Origin of the sequence: Helicobacter sp., from assembly GCF_017502485.1 — a bacterium.
Taxonomy (GTDB): Bacteria; Campylobacterota; Campylobacteria; order Campylobacterales; family Helicobacteraceae; genus Helicobacter_B.
Map to the genome: position 1 here is coordinate 1 of NZ_JAFVUX010000045.1, position 1,585 is coordinate 1,585.

Sequence of the window (1,585 nt, forward strand, 5' to 3'; positions counted from 1 at the left end):
CCCCCTAAATTCACCCCATCAAAGCAAACCAAAAAATCCTACACTATCACACGCCACCCCCTACCGACACTATTTACTATAAACGAAAAAATAAAAACCGTCTTAGGCTTTAGCGTTTGATAATGCAACCTACCCTACTCTCTCAACACTCCCATTAACCCCCCCCACTCATCATTAAGGCACCTCGACCACTATTTAAACATACAAAATTAGTAAATTCCTTTCTATCTAAACCGCATAACATCATTTTAAACCTCCTATAATATTTGATTGCAAATCCTCACGCTTTGGCTCTGGATTAAATTTGCTAAAAAAATCAGGCGTAGCAACGCTGAGAGCCACAACTAGCTGATATCTCCACCCAGCTGGGTCGCTTTTAGCCCAAGTTACTAGCGTAGACCAAGGTATTCCAGTGCGCTGGCTTATCTGTTTTGTTGTCATTTCTTATCCTTTTGATTAAATTCAAAGCTAATTTTAGTGCTACTAATTCATAAAAATGAATTACTTTATATCTTTACTTCTCATCTTAATAAGAGCCTCTAAGCTCACACCCATATCAGACGCAGCCGCCCTACAAGCCTCATAATCATTCAACGCCACAGCCATAGCCCCAACATCCTCTTTATCCTTTGCTTTTTTGTATCTATTTTTAGCGTTTATTGCAGCGCTTCTTAGCTCTTTTTTCTCATTTATCATTCTAAGGCCTACAAACCTTCCAGCTAGCTCGCCTAGCCCCATCGGCTCATCATATGCATTTTTAGGATTATTATTAGTAGCTATTCCTAATCCTTGCCTTGCATAGCGCCCTAGCGTAATACTAGGCAAAAACTGCTTAGAAAACGCATCTAATCTAGCTGTGAGCTGCTTTATAGCTGGATCGTGCTTACCTACCATCTCATTTCCCCAGCTATCACGCCCACGAAGAATATCTAAAAGCCCACCGATCAGCCCACCACCACCAGTAATATCATCTATACTACTAAGCCTAAATCCAGCCATAGCCCTAGCAGCGTTAAAGTATAATCCAGACTCGCCTACTTGTACTTGATTTTTAACTCCAAAGAGATTTGGCAAGTAGTGGCTTTGCGCCCAATTTGGCAATTTAGCATTCTCCTTATCCTTTAGCTCATCATCTAGCCAATAAGGCAAACTAGAAGCCCCACTACTTATCAAAGCAGCTTGCAGCATCGCAAATTTGGCTGGATTTTTAATAGCAGCCTTAGTTACCACTATACTAGATTTAACCGCAAAGTGAAAAAACGGCAATACCCCAGTTTTATCAAGCAGTCTAAGTGTTGGATTAAAATGAGAGCTATAATCCACATAAGCACTATTTGCATCAGCAAAGGCAGCTTCATCACTAAGTCCAGCGTCTAGATTTTTCTTAAATCTAGCTAGCTTAAACCACTTATCCTCCCACTCATAAGCCTTTCTAGCTGCTTTGCCAGTAGTAGAATTTTGAGTTAAATAGATATTTTGCCAAGCTTTAGCTATATAGTAGCCCAGTGGATTTTGATTTTTGGTTGCCTCTTTTGCTACTTCATCGTTTGCCATTAGCAAATTTCTCATCTCTATATCATCGCTA

General features: G+C 40.1%; 1 protein-coding gene. It reads right to left on the bottom strand.

Annotation, left to right across the window (positions count from 1 at the left end):
• Nucleotides 1-501: 501 nt before the first annotated feature.
• The coding region (locus tag IKB69_RS09000) for a hypothetical protein (RefSeq protein ID WP_290948531.1) at nt 502-1,585 on the bottom strand (1,084 nt) is incomplete at its 5' end.